The organism is Streptomyces sp. NPDC026206 (assembly GCF_040638465.1).
Taxonomy (GTDB): Bacteria; Actinomycetota; Actinomycetes; order Streptomycetales; family Streptomycetaceae; genus Streptomyces.
This window is the reverse complement of record NZ_JBEZYL010000003.1, coordinates 392,013-410,719: the sequence shown is the minus strand read 5'-3', so window position 1 is coordinate 410,719 and position 18,707 is coordinate 392,013. Positions and strand designations below refer to the sequence as shown.

13 protein-coding genes and 3 tRNA genes are annotated in these 18,707 nt (G+C 73.4%); 5 read left to right on the top strand and 11 right to left on the bottom strand.

Annotation, left to right across the window (positions count from 1 at the left end; genetic code table 11):
• Positions 1–217 precede the first annotated feature (217 nt).
• From AB0F13_RS08250 to AB0F13_RS08240, 3 genes are all read right to left on the bottom strand, one after another.
• On the bottom strand, positions 218–1,006 hold the full coding sequence (locus tag AB0F13_RS08250) for a TetR/AcrR family transcriptional regulator (protein WP_362077072.1): 789 nt from the start codon (positions 1,004–1,006) through the stop codon (positions 218–220).
• Positions 1,007–1,144: 138 nt separating this feature from the next.
• On the bottom strand, positions 1,145–2,665 hold the full coding sequence (locus AB0F13_RS08245) for an MFS transporter (protein ID WP_362077069.1): 1,521 nt from the start codon (positions 2,663–2,665) through the stop codon (positions 1,145–1,147).
• Between the two features lie 60 nt (positions 2,666–2,725).
• Positions 2,726–3,523: a response regulator transcription factor gene (locus AB0F13_RS08240; protein WP_362077066.1), complete on the bottom strand. Its 798-nt coding sequence runs from the start codon at positions 3,521–3,523 to the stop codon at positions 2,726–2,728.
• Between the two features lie 124 nt (positions 3,524–3,647).
• On the opposite strand from AB0F13_RS08240, the gene AB0F13_RS08235 reads away from it, so the two are divergent.
• Positions 3,648–4,526 (top strand): TIGR03620 family F420-dependent LLM class oxidoreductase, encoded by an 879-nt coding sequence (locus AB0F13_RS08235; protein WP_362077063.1) that lies wholly within the window; start codon positions 3,648–3,650, stop codon positions 4,524–4,526.
• An 84-nt stretch (positions 4,527–4,610) separates the two neighbouring features.
• Here the strand turns inward: AB0F13_RS08235 and AB0F13_RS08230 are convergent.
• From AB0F13_RS08230 to AB0F13_RS08220, 3 genes are all read right to left on the bottom strand, one after another.
• Positions 4,611–4,684: transfer RNA gene (locus tag AB0F13_RS08230), tRNA-Met, on the bottom strand.
• 45 nt (positions 4,685–4,729) lie between these two features.
• Positions 4,730–4,802 (bottom strand) — tRNA-Arg (locus AB0F13_RS08225).
• 236 nt (positions 4,803–5,038) lie between these two features.
• A tRNA-Ser gene (locus tag AB0F13_RS08220) sits at positions 5,039–5,129 on the bottom strand.
• A 218-nt stretch (positions 5,130–5,347) separates the two neighbouring features.
• On the opposite strand from AB0F13_RS08220, the gene AB0F13_RS08215 reads away from it, so the two are divergent.
• Complete coding sequence (locus AB0F13_RS08215; RefSeq protein WP_362077060.1) at positions 5,348–5,818, top strand: SSI family serine proteinase inhibitor; 471 nt, start codon at positions 5,348–5,350, stop codon at positions 5,816–5,818.
• A 213-nt stretch (positions 5,819–6,031) separates the two neighbouring features.
• Positions 6,032–10,573, top strand: coding sequence for a PAS domain-containing protein (locus AB0F13_RS08210; protein ID WP_362077057.1), 4,542 nt, complete (start codon positions 6,032–6,034; stop codon positions 10,571–10,573).
• On the opposite strand, the gene AB0F13_RS08205 is transcribed toward AB0F13_RS08210, so the two are convergent.
• Positions 10,570–11,232: a TetR family transcriptional regulator gene (locus tag AB0F13_RS08205; RefSeq protein WP_362077054.1), complete on the bottom strand. Its 663-nt coding sequence runs from the start codon at positions 11,230–11,232 to the stop codon at positions 10,570–10,572. The genes AB0F13_RS08210 and AB0F13_RS08205 overlap by 4 nt on opposite strands.
• Positions 11,233–11,334: 102 nt before the next feature.
• Between AB0F13_RS08205 and AB0F13_RS08200 the strand changes: the two genes are divergently transcribed.
• A complete protein-coding gene (locus tag AB0F13_RS08200) occupies positions 11,335–12,612 on the top strand; it encodes an MFS transporter (RefSeq protein ID WP_362077051.1) in 1,278 nt (425 codons plus the stop codon).
• Between the two features lie 37 nt (positions 12,613–12,649).
• Here the strand turns inward: AB0F13_RS08200 and AB0F13_RS08195 are convergent, their stop codons facing one another.
• Together AB0F13_RS08195 and AB0F13_RS08190 are read right to left on the bottom strand one after the other, a co-directional pair.
• Complete coding sequence (locus tag AB0F13_RS08195) at positions 12,650–14,494, bottom strand: asparagine synthase-related protein (RefSeq protein ID WP_362077048.1); 1,845 nt, start codon at positions 14,492–14,494, stop codon at positions 12,650–12,652.
• A gap of 12 nt (positions 14,495–14,506) precedes the next feature.
• On the bottom strand, positions 14,507–14,809 hold the full coding sequence (locus AB0F13_RS08190) for a hypothetical protein (protein WP_362077046.1): 303 nt from the start codon (positions 14,807–14,809) through the stop codon (positions 14,507–14,509).
• A gap of 427 nt (positions 14,810–15,236) precedes the next feature.
• Between AB0F13_RS08190 and AB0F13_RS08185 the strand changes: the two genes are divergently transcribed.
• On the top strand, positions 15,237–16,889 hold the full coding sequence (locus AB0F13_RS08185; protein WP_362077043.1) for a long-chain fatty acid--CoA ligase: 1,653 nt from the start codon (positions 15,237–15,239) through the stop codon (positions 16,887–16,889).
• Positions 16,890–17,071: 182 nt separating this feature from the next.
• Here the strand turns inward: AB0F13_RS08185 and AB0F13_RS08180 are convergent, their stop codons facing one another.
• A complete protein-coding gene (locus AB0F13_RS08180) occupies positions 17,072–17,614 on the bottom strand; it encodes a SigE family RNA polymerase sigma factor (RefSeq protein WP_362077040.1) in 543 nt (180 codons plus the stop codon).
• Positions 17,615–17,842: 228 nt separating this feature from the next.
• On the bottom strand, positions 17,843–18,667 hold the full coding sequence (locus AB0F13_RS08175) for a DUF1906 domain-containing protein (RefSeq protein WP_362077037.1): 825 nt from the start codon (positions 18,665–18,667) through the stop codon (positions 17,843–17,845).
• Positions 18,668–18,707 lie beyond the last annotated feature (40 nt).

Here is an 18,707-nt window from a genome sequence, read left to right as displayed (position 1 = left end):
GGAGCCGCGCTCCCCGGCCGGAGGCCCGGGACCTGAACGGCATGGACGGTTCCGGACCATGGCCCCGGTGGCGGGTGCGCACAAACGGCAGGGGACGGCCGGCGCACCGCTGCCGGGGCCTTTGCCGTTTCTATGACTGGGCAGGTGCGGTGCGCTGCCGCGTGGTGGGGCGGGGCCGGGGCGGGGTGGGCGACTGCGGGCCGGCGTCCATCGGCTCTCAGGTCCCTGTCGGAACATCCTGCCGGTCCCGCATGACCTCGATGCCGGCGATCACCGTGTCCAGGGCGAAGGCGAAGTCACGCTCCCGCATCTCAGCGATGGAGCCGGCATTCCGCTCCTGAATGATCTCGGCCGCCTCCTTGTAGGTGTCGGTGAACTCCGGTCGGCTCACGACCATGTCCATGACCTGCGTGAAGTACTCGTCCTCGCTCATGCCAGCCGACCGGCAGCGCTCTTTGTAGAGCCCCTCGACCGTCGCGAACCCGTAGACGAACTGGAAGACCGCGTTGAGCGCCCCGACCAGCCCGTCGGCGCGCATGCCGCTGCGCCGCATCACGGCCATCACGGCATCGGAGAACGCCATCGACCGAGGGCCGATGTTGAGGTACCGGCCCACCAGCTGGGGCACCCACGGGTGGGTGCTGAGCACGCTGCGGTACTCCCGGGCCAGGTGCCGCAGATGGTCGCGCCAGTCGGCGGGCTCCTCGCCCGCCGCGGGGATGACCATCTCGCCGGTCACCGCGTCGAGGGCCAGTTCGAGGAGGTCGTCCTTGTTGTCGACGTACCAGTAGACCGACATGGCCGTCACGCCGAGCTCCGCCGCCAGGCGGCGCATCGAGAACTTCGCCAGCCCCTCGGCGTCCAGCAGCCGGACCGTGACGGCCACGATCCGGTCCCGGTCCAGTGCGCCCTCGCCACCGGGCTCCGCCTTGCGCTTCGGACCATCCGCCTTGCCTGCCAGCCAGAAACTGGCCCGCGGGCTGCCCACGTGATTCCCGCCCGCCATCTGCGTCCCTCTCGGTGATCCGCTGTACCTGCAGAAATGCTACGGCCGATCAACCACCCCCTCCCGCCGGTGGGCAGCTCTCCCCCGCCCCCACCACGCGGCAGCGCACCGCACCGCATCCGCACCCGCCCCCCGCCCTCAGCCTTGAGCAGCGGCACCGGCCTCGGCCCGACGCAACAGCACCCCCGCCAGCACACCACCCGCCAGCACCGCCCCCGCCCCGACCAGCTGACTGGCCTGCACCCCCGACGCGAACGCATCCGAGATCGCGGACCGCTCCCCATCCGTGTGCGCACGGGAGAGAGCCGCCGGCAGTGACCCGGCCCCGGCCGCCACCCCGGGAAGCAGTGCCGCGAAGCGCGAGTTCAGGACGGCACCCAGCACCGCGACACCGAGCCCGTTGCCGCACTCCTGCAGCGTGCCGTTGACGCCCGCACCGACGCCCGCCTTCTCCGGCGGAATCGCGGACATGATCGCGTTGGCCATGGCCGGCATCGAGAGGGCGATGCCGATTCCCATCAGGACGAGCCCGAGCAGCATCCCCCCGTACCCGTGCGCACCGAGCACGGCTATCGCCGCGAGCCCGCAGGCCAGCAGCCCCATGCCGCCGGCGATGGCGGCGGGCGCCCCGACCTTGGGCAGCAGCCGCGCCCCGACCCCGGTGAGGTTGAGGACGACGATGACCAGGGCGAGCGGCGTCATCCGCAGCCCGGTCTCCAGCGGGTCGTAGTGCAGCACCAGCTGCAGGTGCTGGGCGAGCAGGAAGAACGAGCCGCCCATGCCGAAGGCGACGAGGATGCCGCCCGCGACCGCGCCGACGAACCGGCTGTTGCGGAAGAAGTGCATGTCCAGCATCGGGTACGGGCACCGCCGCTCCCACAGCGCGAAGGCGGCCAGGGTCACCACGCCCACGGCACCGGAGAGCAGCACCCGCCCGGAGGTCCACCCGTGGCCGGGGCCGGAGATGATCGCGAAGACGAGCCCGGTCATGCCGATCGTGGAGAGCAGCGCACCGAGCAGGTCGGGCCGGTCGCCCGACGGGTTCTTCGACTCGGGCACCCACTTGAGCACGGCCAGCAGCCCGATCAGCGCGACGGGCAGGTTGATGAGGAAGATCGAGCCCCACCAGAAGTGGCTGAGCAGGGCGCCTCCGATGAGCGGCCCGGCGGCGAAGCCGAGCGAGCCGACCGCTCCCCAGAGACCGATGGCCTTGGGGAGCTCGTCCGCGTCGAAGATCTGCACGACGACGGCCAGGGTGGTGGTCATCAGGAGCGCACCGCCGACGCCCATGCCGGCACGGGCGGCGATCAGCTGCCCGGTGGTCTGCGAGACCGCCGCGGCGAGGGAGCCGATGCCGAAGAGGGCGAGGCCGAGCGCGAGGAGCTTCTTGCGCCCGTACCGGTCGGCGGCGCTGCCGGCGGTGAGCAGGAGACCGGCCTGGACCAGCGAGTAGGCGTTGATCATCCACTGGATGTCGGCGGTGGCGGCGCCCATCTCCTCGGTGAGGGAGGGGATCGCCACCGTCAGGACGGTGTTGTCGAGCAACACGGTGAGCTGGGCGAGACAGATGACGCCGAGTACCGCCCACCGCGTGGGATTGCGGTGCGGTTGTTGCTGTCCGGTGGCGTCGGACGATGTGCCGGCGGTGGTCGCCGTCATGCTCAGAACCCCCTTGTACGGTGTACAACGATATGCGTTGTACACCGTACAAGCATGGCTCTACGCCGTACAAGTCTTTTTCGGCGACGCCCCTTCGAGCGGACGGGAGGCCGGGGACCCGACGGCGGGCTTGATGAGGTAGCCGACGCCCCGCCGGGTGTGGATCATGGGCTCGCGCCCGGCGTCGATCTTCCGGCGCAGGTAGGAGATGTACAGCTCGACGACGTTGGCCTGCCCGCCGAAGTCGTACGACCACACGCGGTCGAGGATCTGCGGCTTGCTGAGCACCCGGCGCGGATTGCGCATCAGGAAGCGCAGCAGCTCGAACTCGGTGGCGGTCAGGCGGATTTCCGTGCCGCCCCGGGAGACCTCGCGGCTGTCCTCGTCCAGGACCAGGTCCCCCACGGTCAGTACGGACCGGGCGCGCGGCGCCGCGGTCCGGGACCTGCGCAGCAGCCCGCACAGCCGGGCGACGACCTCCTCCATGCCGAACGGCTTGGTGACGTAGTCGTCGCCGCCCGCGGTGAGCCCGGCGATGCGGTCCCCGGCGGCGTCCTTGGCCGTGAGGAAGAGCACCGGCACGTCGGGTTGCGCGTGCCGCAGCCGGCCCAGCACGGCCAGGCCGTCCATGTCGGGGAGCTTCACGTCCAGGACGACGGCGTCCGGCCGGAACTCCCGCGCCCGCCGCACCGCTTCCGCGCCGTCGGCGGCGGACCGCACCTCCCAGCCCTCGTAGCGCAGGGCGAGGGCGAGCAGGTCGGCGAGCGGCGCCTCGTCGTCGACGACCAGGACGCGTACGGGGCTTCCGTCGTCGTGCAGCAGCTGGGGGCGCCCTTGGGGCGAGGCTGTGGTCGTCATGGCGACGATGGTGGGAGCGCAGGGTGAGAGGGGTCTTGCGCGACCCTGTGAATCGTCTGAGAATCCGCTCGGAACGCGGACGGACGGCCGGAATATCCGGATGACGCCTCCGGTTGACGGCGTCATGGCACTCACCACACACCTCGGCACGATCGGCCTCTGGAGCGCGGGCCTCCGCTCCGACGACCCGGCACGGCTCGGGGAAATCGCGGACGCGGCGGCGGAGTTGGAGGAGCTGGGCTTCTCGGCCCTGTGGATCGGCGGCAGCCCGAACGTCGCCCAGGCGGCACACGTCCTGGAGGCGACGGACCGGGTCGTCGTGGGCACCAGCATCCTCAGCATCTGGCAGCACGAGGCGGCCGACGTCGCGGCCCAGTACGCCGCACTCGCCCCCAGTCGGCGCGAGCGCTTCCTCCTCGGCCTGGGTGTCAGCCACACGGCGCTGGCCCAGCAGTACGCCCGCCCGTACTCCGCGATGCAGGAGTACCTGACGGCGCTGGACGAGGCCCCGGTCCCCGTGCCCGCCGGGCAGCGCGTGCTGGCCGCGCTCGGCCCGAAGATGCTCCGGCTCTCCCACGACCGCGCGGCCGGGGCGATCCCGTACCTCGTCACGGCCGGGTACACCGCGCAGGCCCGTGAGCAGCTGGGCCCCGATGCCTTCCTCGCGCCGGAGCTGAAGATCGTCCTCGACACCGACCGGGCCCGCGCACGCCGGACCGCCCGCGAGTTGCTCGGCTTCTACCTGCCCCTGCCGAACTACACCGACAACCTGCTCCGGCTCGGCTTCACGGAGGAGGACTTCGCGGGAGACGGCAGCGACCGGCTCGTCGACGCCCTCTTCGCCCTGGGTGACGCGGAGACGGTCCGCGCCCGCGTCGACGAATACCTCGCGGCAGGCGCCGACCACCTCGCCGTCCAGATCGTCACGCCCGGCGCCCGCGAGCGCCTCTACGACCTCCCCCGCGCGCAATGGCGCGAACTGGCCCAGGCACTTCCCCTCTAATCGGGGCTTCGCCCTCCGGCACTGCGGACAGGAAACGGAAAACGCCGCAGGCCCGGTACTTTCGTACCGGGCCTGCGGTCTTAGTAGCGGGGACAGGATTTGAACCTGCGACCTCTGGGTTATGAGCCCAGCGAGCTACCGAGCTGCTCCACCCCGCGACGGTCGAACGCCCGGTCCCACAATCGGTACCGGTTGTTCGGCTGTGCGCTCGGCAGGATTCGAACCTGCAACCTCTTGATCCGTAGTCAAGTGCTCTATCCGTTAAGCTACGAGCGCTCGGCTTTCCGGCGGTTTTTCTCACCGGTCGGCGTTGCGTGGACAACATTACATGAACCTCGCCGCCAGACGAAATCCATTAGGTGCACCCAGTCTGACCTGCGCAAACATGCCAGAAGGGCCCCGGCAGAAGATCCACGGCACACCCCGCCCCGGGCCCCGCCGAGACGGGATCACAAAGGCAGGATCGCAAAAGCCCCGGCCGTCACGGGGACGACCGGGGCTTCCGGCGACTGCGGAGGCGGAGGGATTTGAACCCTCGATGGGCTTTAAGGCCCAAACCGCATTAGCAGTGCGGCGCCATAGACCGGACTAGGCGACGCCTCCAGCTACAACCGCGCAGGCGCGGGTGTCGCGTGCAGATGATGACACAGCCTTGCGGCTCGCCACCAATCGCACCCTACGGTACCGGGCGACAGGTGCCATGGGCAAAGGCGTTACCGGCGCGCAACGCGGGGCGTCCCGGCGCGTTAGTTCGGACGAGGGGTCTGGCCGGACAGTCCGGCCGCCCGGCCCCCTACCGCTCGCACCCCAGGAGTATCCGCATGTCACTCCGCCGTCTCGCCCTCGCCGTCGCCCTGGCCACCCCGCTCCTCGCCGCGTCCGCCACCGCGGCCCCGCTCCCGTTGGACGGATCCGAGGGACTGGACCGCAGCGGCGACCACCTCACGATCACCATCTCCGACACCGGCGCCCACGACGGCACGTACGAACTGCACTGCCACCCGGCAGGTGGCACCCATCCGCACACCCAGGAGGCCTGCGACCAGCTCGACGGCCAGACGCGGTGGGGCACGGACACCTTCGCGCCGGTGCCGGAGGGCCAGCTGTGCACGATGATCTACGGCGGTCCGGAGCGGGCGCACATCTCCGGCACATGGGCGGGCCGGCCGGTGAACGCCGACTTCAACAGGACGAACGGGTGCGAAACAGCTCGGTGGAACAAGTTCTCCACTGTGTTCGGGGAGTCGAAGGGCTCGCCGAAGAAAACGATGGTGGAAACCGGACAGGGCTGACCCGAAGGTCACCACGAAGGCGGACACGAGGGGCATGTCCGGCCTGCCCGAGACGCCCTGGAGAGGCCCGGTGACGGGTCCCGGCACACCCGTCATCCGCAGTAGCGCCCGTAACGGCAGCCCGTAGACTTCCCTTCAATGACAGGCCCCGGGGCGGCACAAACCCGCCCGGAGCGGTCGGCAAGGTGCGGTAAACAGGGAGGAAGCGTCGTCGTGAGCAGCAGGCCATCCCGAGGCGCTGCTCGCCTCGCAGCCATACTCGACGCCCTGCCCGATGCCCTGTTGCTCGTCAACTGCAACGGCACGGTCGTCAACGCCAACCACATCGCGCTGGAGACGTTCGAGGTGCCCGGCACCGGTCTCGTCGGGCGCGGGTTGCTCGATCTGCTGCCGGAGTTCGACTCCCGGCGCATTCCCGGCGGGCTGCGGCCGCCCCGGGACGATGCGGACGGCGGGCGCACCAAGCCCACGCGGATGATCGCCCGGCGCACGGACGGCACCCAGTTCCCCGTCGAGGTGACGAGCGCCAACCTCGACGGCCGCACCCCGTACGCCGAGCCGCACGCCTCCTATGACGACGAGCTGCTCATGCTCGTCGTCCGCGATCTGACCGGCACGCTCGACACCGAGGCGGAGCTCGCCCGTTCGCAGCGCCAGACCGAGATGATCCTGCGGGCGGCGGCGGAGGGCGTGGTCGGCGTCGACACCGCCGGCAAGGTCGTCCTCGTCAACCCGTCGGCGGCGCAGATCCTCGGCTACCGCGCGAGCGACCTCGGCGGCCGTGAGCTGCACCCTCTTATCCATCACTCCCGCGCGGACGGCACGCCGTTCCCGTACGAGGAGTCGCCCATCGCCGACACCCTGCGCTCCGGCCGCAAGCACCGGGTGCGCGGGCAGGTGCTGTGGGCGAAGGACGGCCGCCCGGTGGCGGTCGACCTGACGACCGCGCCCGTGCGCGACGGCGACCAGCTCGTCGGCGCGGTGATGACCTTCACCGACCGGCGTCCGTACGACGCCCTCGCCGCGCGCCACGCCCAGCTGCTGGCCACCCTGGACAGCTCGCTGCGCGGCCCCCTGGACCAACTCCGTGCCGAGCTGGGCACCCTGGCCGACGACCCCGCCGGGCAGCTGTGGCCCGAGGCCAACCAGATTCTTCACCACCTGGCCGCCGGTTATGCGCGGATGACGACGCTTGTCGACAATGTGCTCGCCTATCAGCGGCTGGACGCCGGGCAGGACAAGCTCGTCCGGGAGAGGGTTCCGCTCGACGAGGTCGTCGCGGCGGGCGTCGAGGGCGCGGTCGAGCTGATCGGCCCCGGGCGGGCGCAGTTCGCCGTACATGCCCCGGCGATCGAGGCCGAGGTGGACGCCGGGCGGTTCGCCCAGGCTCTGGCACATCTGATCGCGGATGTCGCGGGCGTCGACGCGACGGGTTCCCCTTCTGCTTCCGGTTCGGTTTCCGCTTCCGGTGATTCGACGATCGTCGTGGCGGCGGCGCAGCGCGGTGAGGTCGTACGCGTCGAGGTGCGCGGCCCCTATCCGGGCGGCGACCCTGTGCACGGGCCCCTGGTGCGGGGCATCGTCCGGCGGCACGGCGGCGTGTTGCAGACGCACGATCTGCCCGGTTCGTCGGGCGGCAAGGCGTACGTCCTGGAGGTGCCGGTCTCGGCCGGAGCGGTGTCGGCGCCCGCGCAGCAGCGTGGGCCGGATACCGAGAATCTGACGACCGTCATGCCGATGCCGACCCAGCGGGGCCGGGGCATGAACCCGGACGCGGCCGGTACGGCCGCGACGCCGGGGGACGCGGCTCAGGCGTCCGGCGCCCCTGAGGCACCCCAGGCGCCGTCCCCGGTCACGCAGGGCCAGAACCAGGGCCCGGGCCAGGACCACCACGGCCAGGGCAGCGGTCGGCGGGCCCGCCGTGCGGAGGTGCCGGGCGACGGCGCGGACACGAGCACGAGTACCGGTACGAGTACGGACACGGGCACCGTCACGGGCGTGGCGCAGCAGCCGACCGGGCGGCGCCGGGGCCCGGCCCGCGCCGAGGACGCCGCGGAGAGCCGGGGCGACCGGCCGGCGCCGGGGCTGGTGCCGTCGCAGGCCACCGGCGCGCCGACCGGCCGCCGGGCGCGCCGCGGAGCCCCTGCCGGACCGGCGGACGGGGCGGACGAGGCACCGCGTGCCGTGTTCGCGCTGCCGCCGGCGGAGAGGGACAGGCCGGCCGAGCCGGGGCTGTCCGCGGCTGTCGGCCAGGCATCGGCCCCGACGGGCCGCCGCGCGCGGCGCGGGGTGGCGGAAGCGATGCCGGAGGGCCACATCCCGGGCCAGTCGACCTCCGAACCGTCCGTTCCCCGGGCGGTGTTCGCGCTGCCGCCGGCGGAGGAGGACCGCAAGCCCGAACCGGCCGCCGGTGCGGAGGCGTTCGCCTCCGCCCACGGCCACTCCGTACCGGCCCAGGGCGGCCCCGCTTCCTTCGGCCCCGACGACCGCGACACCCGCCCCCGCACGGACGTCCCGGCACCCGCGCAGCCGGCCGGCGCCCACGACAACACCGGCACCCCGGTGCCCCACGGCCCCGACGTTACGCCCAGGCCCCGGCCTGAACAGGGCGCCCCCGCGAGCCCGGTTGACCCGGCGGGCCGGACTCCGAACGCGGCTCCTCATACGGCTCCGAATGCGGCTCCGAATGCGGCTCCGAATGCGGCTCCCAGTGCTGCGGGTTCGTACGCCACGGACGGCGCAGGCGTGCCCGGCACTGCCAATATCCCTGGCCCGGTGGCCGGCCCGGCGGTCCCGGCCCCGAACGCCCCCGGCCCGTACGGCGTGAACGGCACGCACGGCACGAACGGCACAGGCGTTGTCGGCGCTGCCGACACCAGTGGTCCCGCAGGCCAGGGTCCGAACGCCCCCGGCCCGTACGCCACCGACGGCGTGGGCATGCACCACCCCGCGCAAGGCAGCCCTGCCGACGCCGGTGGCCCCGCGGGCCAGGCCCCGAACACTTCGGCTCCGTACGGCGCGGACGGTGCGCCCGGTATCCGCGCCGAACAGGCCGGACCCGTCGGCCAGGGCCCGTACGGCCCTGACGGCACGCCCGTTGCTCACCCCGGCCGGAGCGGCGCCGCCAACCCCGGCACCCCCGTGGTGCGCGGACCGAACGCTCCCGCCGCACCCGCTCCCTCCCCCGGCAGCCACCCGGGGCAGAGCCGGGGCCCGAACGTCGTCACCCCCGAGGCTCCCGTTCGTGCCGACGAGCCGGCGGCCGTCACTGGAACCGGTACGGGCGTTCCGGCGGCGTACCCCGCCGCGGGCCCGGTACCGCAGGTGGCCGCCCCGGCTCCGGCGGCTGGCGGTGAGGGCCCGGCCGCCCCGCCGCAGACCGCGGCGGTGCCCACCCCGGCAGCAGAGGCCGAACCCCGGACCCAGGCCCCGCCGCAGCCGCAGGACCAGGTCCAAGGCCAACCTCAGCCGCAGGCCCCCGCTCCCGACGCTCCTGCCCCGACCGGCCGGCGCCGGGCGCGGCGGGCGCTCGCGGAGGAGCCGGGAGCGGCGGGGCAGCAGGACGCTGCCGATGCGGCACCGGCCGCACGGCCGATCAGCGTGCGGATGCTGGGTCAGGGGCCGGGCGCGGGTGACACCCCCGCGGGCGGAACTCCCTCCGCCGGGTCCGGCCGGCGCCGGAAGCTGGCGAACCCGACCGACGACGAGCGCGAGGCCCAGGCACAGGCGCAGGCTCAGGTCCAGGCCCAGAGCCAGGCCCGGGCGCAGGCCCGGCCCGGTAGTCCGCCGACCGCCACCACGCCCCCGGCACCCACCCCGTCGGCACCGGCCGCCCCGTCGGCACCGGCCGTCCCGTCGGCACCGGCCGTCCCGGGTAACGGTCTGCGCCCGCACACGCTCGGGGCTCCCGAGGGCCGGGCCTTCGCCATAGGAGCACCGGACGAGGGTGCGGAGGGGCCCGAGCCGCTCGACGGCCCGAACGGTGCGGTCGAGGTCGTGGAGGCCGTCCGTCCGCCGATGGACGACGAGTTGCCGCCGGAGCCGCTGGACAACCCGCGCCGGCTGCTCGTATGGCCGGCCCCCGACGCGTCCACCGAGCAGGCGCTGACCGAGCGCGGCTACCGCCCCGTGATCGTGCACTCGCGCGAAGAGGTGAACGCGCAGATCGCCGCGTACCCGGCCGCGCTGTTCGTCGACCCGCTGACCGGCCCGATCACCCGGACCGCGCTGCAGTCGCTGCGCGAGGCGGCGGTCGCGGCCGAGGTGCCGGTCCTGGTGACGGCGGGCCTCGGGCACGCGACGCGGGAGGCGGCGTACGGCGCCGACCCGGCCGTACTGCTGAAGGCGCTCGCGCCGCGCGACAGCGAGATGCACCCGCCCCGCGTGCTGTTGATCGAGGAGCACGAGCCGGTCGCGAACGCGCTGACCGCCACGCTGGAGCGGCGCGGCATGCACGTCGTGTGCGGGGCGACGGACGCGGAGGCGGTGACGCTCGCCGCGCAGACGCGCCCGAACCTGGTCGTCATGGACCTGATGCAGGTGCGCCGCCGCCGCGCCGGCATCGTCGACTGGCTGCGGGGCAACGGCGCGCTGAACCGTACGCCGTTGGTCGTCTACACCTCCGCCGACCTCGACCCGTCGCAGCTGTCGCGCCTGGCCTCGGGCGAGACAGTCCTCTTCCTCGCGGAGCGCTCGACGAGCGCGGAGGTGCAGGGCCGCATCGTGGACCTGCTGGCGAAGATCGGCACCAACTAGCCGTCGCTGCGCCCGGAAACGCCGCCCCGGCCGGGAGCGTCACCCCGGCCGGGACCCGTCTCCCGGCCCGGAGCCGTGTCCCGGCCGGTGAGGCGGCGCGCGGCCGTGCGGACGGAGGCGTACAGCCGCGCCGTGTCCTCGTCCGTGTCACCGATGAGAATCCGCTGCATGTGCGGTTGCACGGTGGGCCACGAGACGAGCGCGGTGAGCATGAAGAGCAGGTCCGGCGCGGGGATCGCCGCGTCGATGACGCCCTTCTCCTGGGCCTCGGCGAAGGCGGCGGCCTTGCGGGCGTAGTGGCGCCTGCGCTCCTCCTCGTGCGGGATGCCGCCGTGCCCGTACTCCAGCCCCTCCCAGAAGACCAGCCTGATCAGCTCGGGGTTGGCGGAGTGGTAGTCCATGAGGCGGTCGATCCAGCCGTCGAGGTCCTCGGCGTCGACGGGATTGGCGACGGCGAGCTCCATGAGGCGCTTCTCCAGCACTTGGGAGAACAGCTCGGCCTTGTTGCCGAAGTAGGCGTAGATCAGCTGCTTGTTCGCCCTGGCCTCGCGGGCGATGCGGTCGATGCGGGCGCCGGCGATGCCGTGAGCGGCGAATTCGGCGGTGGCCGCCTCGAAGATGCGGGCCTTGGTGGCTTCGGGATCCCTGACTGATGCCATGCCACACAGAGTAACCAACTATTTGGTTGACAGCAGTGACAGCCTTTGCGAGATTTGCAACCAACCAGTTGGTTGCATGATGCAGGGGGATTCCGAACACCGATGACCGCCACCAGTACCGACTCCATGGACGCCGGCCAGCCGCCCGCCGCACCGCATACCGCCACCGCCACCGCCACCGCCACCGCCACCGCACCTCGAACGCCGCGACAGGCACCGCGGTCCGGCGTCCTGCTCGCCGTCATCGCCCTGTGCACGGCGGTCACGGCCGCGAACATCTACCTGGCCGCCCCGCTCCTCGGCCTCATCGCCGAGGACTTCGGCGTCTCCCCCTCGGCCGCGGGCTGGATCGCCTCCGTCGCCCAGCTCGGCTACGCCCTGGGTCTGCTGGTCTTCGCTCCGCTCGGTGACACCGCCGACCGCCGGCGCCTCGTCGGCATCCTGTGTGCGGTCGCCGCCGCGGCTCTGGTCGCCGCCGCATTCGCCCCCGGGCTGCCCGCCCTGGCGGCGGCCGTGCTGGTGGCCTGCGCCGCCACGGTCGTACCGCAGCTGCTCGTACCGCTCGTCGCCGAGCGCGCGCCCGTCGAGCGGCGGGCCCGGCACGTGGCGGCCGTGGTGGCCGGCCTGTTCACGGGCATCGTCGCGGCGCGCGTGGTCGGCGGGCTGGCGGGCCAGGCCTTCGGCTGGCGCGCCGTCTTCTTCGGTGCGGCGGCACTGACGGTCGCCGTCGGCCTGCTGACCGCGGTCATGCTCCCGGCCGAGACCCGGCCGCGCGGCACCGCCAACCCGCTCAAGGTCATCGCCGGCCTGCCGGGCCTCCTCTCCTCCTCCGCGGACCTGCGTGCCGCCTGCTTCCGCCAGGCCGGCCTCTTCGGCGCCTGGAGCGCGCTGTGGACGACCCTCACCCTGCTCCTGACGACGTCCGGCCCCTACCACCTCTCCCCCGGAACGGCCGGCCTGTTCGGCCTCTTCGGCCTGGTCTCCACCGTCGTCGCCCCGGTCTCCGGCACCCTCATCGACCGCTTCGGCGCCGGTCGCGTCATCACCGGCGCCTACGCCCTGGCAGCCGTCTCCATTCCCTTCTTCTGGGTCGGCGGCCACGCCCTGTGGGCCCTGTGCGCCGGCGCCGTCCTGATCCACGCGGGCCTCATGGCCGGGCAGGTCGCCAACCAGACCCGCGCACTGGCCGCCACCCCCAGGCCCGCCGTCGCCAACACCGCCTACGTCGTCTCCGCCTTCATCGGCGGCGCCGGCACCTCCGCCCCGGCCGGCCCGGTCTTCACCCACTGGGGCTGGACCGGCGTCTGCGTCCTCGCCACGGCAGCAGTAACCCTCGGCTGGCTCGGCGGCGCCCTGAGCTCCCGCACACCCCGCAAGTAAGCACGCGGCGGCCCCGGTCGGCACAAGGCCGGTTGCCTCACGGCGTCCCCTCTCTCGCCACGGCTACCGGTTCACGGGTGCGGGCGGGGAGGGTGCGGAGCCAGGATTCGCAGGCCAGGGTGGGTTCGAGGGTGCGCAGCGTGGTGGGGGTGGGGTTCGGGGCGCGGAGGGCGGCGCGTACGGCGGTGTCGTCCACGAGGCCCAGCCGGGAGAGTTCGGAGCCGTCGAAGAGGCCGAGCAGAATCCGGCGGTGGCGGCGGAAGCCGTCCATGGCGTCGTCGCCGTAGTGGCCCCGGGTGGCGCGGGCCAGCACGTCGTCCGGGACGAGGCCCCGCATGGCGTCGGCGAGGAGGGGTTTGCGGCGGTGCGGCGTACCGCGCTCGTGGGGGCGCACCGCGAGGGCGGCCTCGATGACCCGGTCGTCCAGGTAGGGAGCGGCGAGCCGCACGTCGTGGGCGGCCATGAGGCGCGTGGCGTAGGCGATCGCGGCACCGGCCCGCCGGACGCCCTCAAGGGTTCTGTGGGTGGCGCGGTCCGGCGCGAGCGGTTCGTAGGAGGCGTCCGTGAGCAGTTCGCACGTGGCGTACGTGGCATCGGCGGTGACCCAGGCGGGCATGCGGAGCTCGGGGGTCCATCCCAGTTGCGGGTGGCACGGTCCCGGCGGCGGCTCGGTCAGGCGCGCGGCATTGTGGGTGAGCCAGGCCGGGAAGTCCTTGCCGTCCGTGACGGCACGCCAGGTCGGGTAGAGCGGCCAGGGCGTGAGGGCGCGGTGTCCCCGGATGTGCCGGAGCGCCGTCAGGGGCCGCGAGCGCAGGAGGGTGTGCAGGTACGAGGCCGGGGGCGAGAACAGCTCGTCCCCGCCGTGGCCGCAGAAGTGCAGCCGCGAGCCCTTGGCCGCCAGCTGTCGCGCGGTGTGCTCGTACCGGGCCCCGGAGCGGGTCCAGTGCGGGGGCTCGGAGGGAAGGGTGCCCGTTCCCCGGTCCAGGTCCTCGTACAGGACCGGTGAGCGGTCGTAGGCGAGCACCACGTGCTCCGCACGCGGCAGCCGCCCGGCGGTGCGCCGGGCCCACAGCGCGTCGTCACCGCCGGGGTCCAGCTGCGGGCCGCGCAGGGTGATCAGCGGGCGGTCAGGGGTGGCGGCGAGGTGGGCCAGCGTTCCGGAGTCGATGCCGCCCGCGAGGTCGGCGCTGATCGCGCCGTCCGTGGCGCGGATCCGGGCCCGTACCGCCCCCGTGAGGGCTGCGCGCACCGCCGCCGCCCCCTGTTCAAGCGGCAGTTCGGGCTCGGGCGGTTCCCACCAGCGGACGGTCCGCGCCGTTCCGTCGGGCTCGACGACCAGGTAACTGCCGGGGGCCACCGCGTCCACGCCGCGCCACAGCACGCGCTCGCGCAGGGGGTGCGGGACGCCCGGTCTCATCAGGCGCAGTGCGAGCAGCCGTTCGTCGACGTGCGCGCCCGTCATGCCGGCCAGCGTTTCGGGACGGTCGGCGGCAATCGTCACTCCGGCCACTCGCGCCCGGTAGACGGACCGTACGCCCGCGACGCCGCCCTGCACGCGCACCCGCCCTCCGGCGGACGCGAGGAGGTGCGCGCTCCCCCGCAGTTCGCGGGCGAGGCCGTCGAGGGCGGAAATGTCCGCCGACCGCGCCGCGGCGGCCTTCAGCTTCCCGCGGCTCACCGGGCAGAACCCGGCCACCGCGACGCGCGTCCGCCCGGCCGCGGCCACGGTCACCGCCTGGTCGGGCCAGTGGCCCACGAGCCACGGGCGGCCCGAGGCGTGACGGATCACCCGTGGCCCGGGGGCGGGCACCGAGGCCAGCGCGGCGCGGCCCGCCTCGCTGTCGGGCACGACGACGAACGACACGTCGGCAGACGCAGACATGGGCAGCGGCTCTCAGACGCCCGTGGCGACGAACGCCCGGGCAGCAGCGCGCCAGCCGGCGGCCGCGAAGCCGGCGGCCGGGGGGCCGGCGGCCGGGGGGCCGGCGGCCGCGGGGACCGACCAGGCGAGACCACCGCCAGCCGCGGGGACCGAGCCGGCCACACCACCGACGGGCCTGGGGACCCGCCCGGCGAAACCACCAGCGGCCGCGGGCACCGACCCGGCCAGACCACCACCAACGGCCGGGACCGACCCGGCGAGACCACCAACGGCCGCGGGCACCGACCCGGCCAGACCACCGCTAGCCGCCGGCACCCGCCCAGCGAGACCACCGCCAGCCGCCGGCACCCGCCCAGCAAAACCGCCGGCGGCCCTCGGTCGCGGTGGTTCACAACCGGCGGTGCCATGGCCGGTTCCCGTGCCTCTGCCGGTCTGTGGCTCCATGCGCGTCGTTCCTTCCGCTCCGGGCAGCACCAGCGAACCGCGCCGCACGCTGATAACGGTAAGTAGTCACCGGCGCACGCCACAACGCCCTGTGACGGCGCCCGGAGTTCCGCCGCGCACCACACCCAACGGCACGCGCCCCCAGGCGCACGCGCCGCGAAAGTATGCCCGCGTATCCGGAAGCGTTCGCAAGTGTGTCGGACATGTTTCCTCCGGGTAGTGACTTACCGCCGGGAACGTAAGGAGAATCGCCGGGAACTACCCTCGCGTAACGACGCGCAGAATGGGGAGGCCCCCGGTGCAGAGCACAATGCAGGACGTACCGCTGACCGTCTCGCGAATCCTGGCCCACGGGTCGAGGGTCCACGGCAGCGCCCAGGTCACGACCTGGACAGGCGACGGTGAGCCGCAGCGGCGCAGCTTCGCCGAGATCGGCGGCCGGGCCACGCGGCTGGCCCACGCGCTGCGGGCCCTGGGCGTGGCCGAGGGGGAGCCCGTCGGGACGCTCATGTGGAACAACGGCGACCACCTGGAGGCGTATCTCGCGGTCCCCTCCATGGGCGCCGTACTGCATACCCTCAACCTCCGGCTGCCCCCCGAGCAGCTCGCCTGGATCGTCAGGCACGCCGCCGACCGCGTCGTCATCGTCAGCGGTTCGCTGCTGCCGCTGCTCGCACCGCTGCTGCCGCACCTGGACTGCGTCGAGCACGTCGTCGTGTCGGGTCCCGGCGACAGGTCCGTGCTGGCCGGTGCGCCCCCGCGGGTGCACGAGTACGAGGACCTGATCGCGGGCCGCTCCGCGGACCACTTCCCCTGGCCGGAGCTGGACGAGCGGCAGGCGGCGGCCCTGTGCTACACCTCGGGGACGACCGGGGATCCCAAGGGCGTGGTGTACAGCCACCGTTCGATATATCTGCACGCGATGGAGGTCAACGCGGCGGCGTCGTTCGGTCTGACGCCCGCGGAGTTCTGTCTCCCCGTCGTGCCGATGTTCCACGTCAACGCCTGGGGCCTGCCGCACGCCGCGTTCATGGCGGGGACGTCGCTGCTGATGCCGGACCGTTTCCTGCAGCCCGCGCCGCTCGCCGACATGATCGAGTCCGAGCGCCCGACCGTGACGGCCGGCGTGCCGACGATCTGGCAGGGGCTGCTGGCCGAACTCGACGCCCGGCCGCGTGACATGTCCTCACTGCAGACCGTGATCAGTGGTGGTTCGGCGTGCCCGCCCTCACTGATGAAGGCGTTCGAGGAGCGGCACGGCCTCACCCTCGTCCAGGCGTGGGGCATGACGGAGACCTCGCCGCTGGGGTCCGTGGCGTACCCACCGGCCGGCCTGAGCGCCGAGGAGGCGTGGCCGTACAGGATCACGCAGGGCCGCATGCCCGCCTCGGTGGAGGCGCGGCTGGTCGGGCCCGGCGGGGACGTCCTGCCGTGGGACGGGCAGTCCGCCGGTGAGCTGGAGGTGCGGGGCCCGTGGATCGCGGGCGCGTACCACGGCGGCGCCGACGGACAGCCGCACCGGCCGGCCGACAAGTTCAGCGAGGACGGCTGGCTGCGCACCGGCGACGTCGGCACGATCTCCCCTGACGGCTTCCTGACGCTGACCGACCGCGCGAAGGACGTCATCAAGTCGGGCGGCGAGTGGATCTCCTCGGTCGAGCTGGAGAACCACCTGATGGCCCACCCCGAGGTGGCGGAAGCCGCGGTCGTGGCCGTACCGGACGAGAAGTGGGGCGAGCGGCCGCTGGCCGTGATCGTCCTCAAGGACGGCTCGGCCATAGGTTACGAGGGCCTGCGCGCCTTCCTCGGCGAGCGCATCGCCCGCTGGCAGCTGCCGGAGCGCTGGGCGCTGGTTCCGGCGGTGCCGAAGACGTCGGTCGGCAAGTTCGACAAGAAGGTGCTGCGCAGGCAGTACGCGGACGGCGAGCTGGTCGTCACGACGCTCGGCTGAGCGCGCGCCCCACCCGGGGCCCGCGCCCCCGACCGCGAACGGACGCCCCACCAGAACGGCACCGCTGAACGGACGCCACCCGGGGGCCCGAGCCTGGGCCCCCCGGCCCCCGCGCCCCGCGAGCCGGCCCCCGCACCCCGGCCCCGCCCGCCACGCCGCCCGCTCGCCACGCCGCCCGCCCGCTACGCCGCCGCGAGCAGCTCCGGGTCCTCCCGAAGCTTGCCCAGCGCGCGGGAGACCGCGCTCTTGACCGTGCCGACGGAGACCCCGAGCAGCTCGGCGGTCTGGACCTCGGTCATGTCCTCGTAATACCTGAGGACGACCATGGCCCGCTGCCGCGCCGGCAGCTTGTGCACCGCCCGCCACATCGCATCGCGGAGTGCCTGCTGCTCGGCGGGGTCGGCGGCGGGGCTCCCCTCGCGCTCGGGGAGCTCCTCGCAGGGGAACTCGTCGACCCGGCGCTTGCGCCACTGCGAGGTGCGCGTGTTGACCAGGGCCCGGCGCACGTAGCCGTCGAGGGCCCGGTGGTCCTCGATGCGGTCCCAGGCCAGGTACGTCTTGGTGAGCGCCGTCTGCAGCAGGTCCTCGGCATCGCACGGGTTCGAGGTCAGCGAGCGGGCGGTGCGCTGCAGCACCGAGCCCCGGGCCCGTATGTACGAAGAGAACGACGCGTACACGGCGGCGTTGGATGCGCTGGTGCACACAGGCGTCGTAGTAGCTGTCATGCCTCAACGCTAGAAGCGGGCCCCTGTCCGGCGGATCGGCCGGAGGTGCCGAAGAGCGGTCCGCCTCAGGTCGTACCCCGGGGGGCAGCCCCACCTCCTGGAGGGGGAGACCGGCGAGGGCTGGGCCGAGAGCGCACGCGGGAGCCGCCGCCGCGCGAGGGCGGCCGGAGGAGAGCGGGGTCACTCGGCCGGAAGATCACCGGGGCATTCGGACGGAGGAGAGCCAGGTCACTCGATGACGGCCACGGGGGCGTCGATGAGGTTGCGGTCGATGGTGAGTTTGCGGCCGCCGTACGTCTCGGTCACGTTGCCCGCGTACTGGTGGATGCGGCGGTGCGGGTGCCAGGCCGAGGCCGGCAGCACGCGCTCGCTGTCCGTGGAGGCCGGCACCCGCCAGCGGGCGAACCACAGGATCTCCGGAAGACGGCTCGTGCCGTCCCGCCGGGCGAGCTCCATGTGCCGTACGCCCGACTCGGAGCTGCTGTAGAAGCCCGGGATGTAGCCGCGGCGGCTGACCGTGGAGCTCCAGGAGCGGATGAAGGCGAGGGTGATGTCGGCGCAGTCGTAGTCGGTGTAGTCGTACGCCTCCATGTCGAGGTAGAGCGGGCTGCCGGGTGCGATGCCGAGCGCGGAGGCGCTGCGCGTGGCGTCCAGGCCCTCGTCGGTGCCCTGGTCCTCGGGGTAGTCACCGATGGGGAAGCCCGCCTTGGAGGAGGCGCGGACGCAGGGCGACTGGGAACCGACGAACACCGGCAGGACGCGCCAGCCCAGGTCGCGGGCGCCGGTCAGCCACCTCTTGCTGAGGTACTTCTGGTTCGGGCAGGCCCGGGCCCGGCCGCCGTAGTAGACGCCGACGGCTCCGTAGCCGGAGCCGGACCCCCACGCGCTGAGGGTGGTCAGCGGCGGGGCCTGGCAGGTGTCGAAGCCGCGGCCCCGGTAGATGCTGGGCCCGGCGGCCGGGGCGGCCGTAACGGGAACGGCCTGGGTGACCACCTGGGCCAGCGCCGCCATCAGAGCGACGAGATATCCGATGATCTTTCTCCGTCGGTGCATACGGCCGAGTCAAGGGGCCTGGGCACCGCCGTTCTGCGGT

What these genes read in the sequence shown, in the direction of transcription:
- AB0F13_RS08250 (WP_362077072.1), bottom strand. Translation starts at nt 1,006, where the DNA reads ATGGCGGGCGGGAATCACGTGGGCAGCCCGCGGGCCAGTTTCTGGCTG.
- AB0F13_RS08245 (WP_362077069.1), bottom strand. Translation starts at nt 2,665, where the DNA reads ATGACGGCGACCACCGCCGGCACATCGTCCGACGCCACCGGACAGCAA.
- AB0F13_RS08240 (WP_362077066.1), bottom strand. Translation starts at nt 3,523, where the DNA reads ATGACGACCACAGCCTCGCCCCAAGGGCGCCCCCAGCTGCTGCACGAC.
- AB0F13_RS08235 (WP_362077063.1), top strand. Translation starts at nt 3,648, where the DNA reads ATGGCACTCACCACACACCTCGGCACGATCGGCCTCTGGAGCGCGGGC.
- AB0F13_RS08215 (WP_362077060.1), top strand. Translation starts at nt 5,348, where the DNA reads ATGTCACTCCGCCGTCTCGCCCTCGCCGTCGCCCTGGCCACCCCGCTC.
- AB0F13_RS08205 (WP_362077054.1), bottom strand. Translation starts at nt 11,232, where the DNA reads ATGGCATCAGTCAGGGATCCCGAAGCCACCAAGGCCCGCATCTTCGAG.
- AB0F13_RS08200 (WP_362077051.1), top strand. Translation starts at nt 11,335, where the DNA reads ATGACCGCCACCAGTACCGACTCCATGGACGCCGGCCAGCCGCCCGCC.
- AB0F13_RS08195 (WP_362077048.1), bottom strand. Translation starts at nt 14,494, where the DNA reads ATGTCTGCGTCTGCCGACGTGTCGTTCGTCGTCGTGCCCGACAGCGAG.
- AB0F13_RS08180 (WP_362077040.1), bottom strand. Translation starts at nt 17,614, where the DNA reads ATGACAGCTACTACGACGCCTGTGTGCACCAGCGCATCCAACGCCGCC.
- AB0F13_RS08175 (WP_362077037.1), bottom strand. Translation starts at nt 18,667, where the DNA reads ATGCACCGACGGAGAAAGATCATCGGATATCTCGTCGCTCTGATGGCG.